Consider the following 269-nt stretch of genomic DNA (forward strand, 5'->3'; position numbering starts at 1 on the left):
GTATTGGTAAGTAGATTAGTTAAGTCTTTTTCTATTGGAAAATAATGGTTAAAAAGTTTCATACACTCATCCTAATTAGCGCTTCAATATGGCTTTAATGTTGCCGCCTTTAATGTATTAAGATAAGGAAAATAGTATGCATTGCCCATATTGTAATGCGTCAGAGACCAAAGTGATTGATTCACGGCTTGCAGCAGAAGGGGCGCAAGTGCGTCGCCGCCGTTCCTGTAATAGTTGCCAAGAGCGCTTTACCACGTTTGAGATGGTAG

Annotated in this window: 1 protein-coding gene; it reads left to right on the forward strand. The window is 40.1% G+C overall.

Annotated elements, in window-relative coordinates; genetic code table 11:
* Positions 1–136: 136 nt before the first annotated feature.
* Positions 137–269, forward strand: a 133-nt coding sequence (locus AAEZ08_RS22970) for an NrdR family transcriptional regulator (RefSeq protein ID WP_500125186.1), incomplete at its 3' end; no start/stop codon positions are given.

It is taken from the genome of Pseudomonas sp. E45-MNA-CIBAN-0222 (assembly GCF_040310405.1).
In the GTDB taxonomy this organism is placed as follows: Bacteria; Pseudomonadota; Gammaproteobacteria; order Pseudomonadales; family Pseudomonadaceae; genus Stutzerimonas; species Stutzerimonas stutzeri_AC.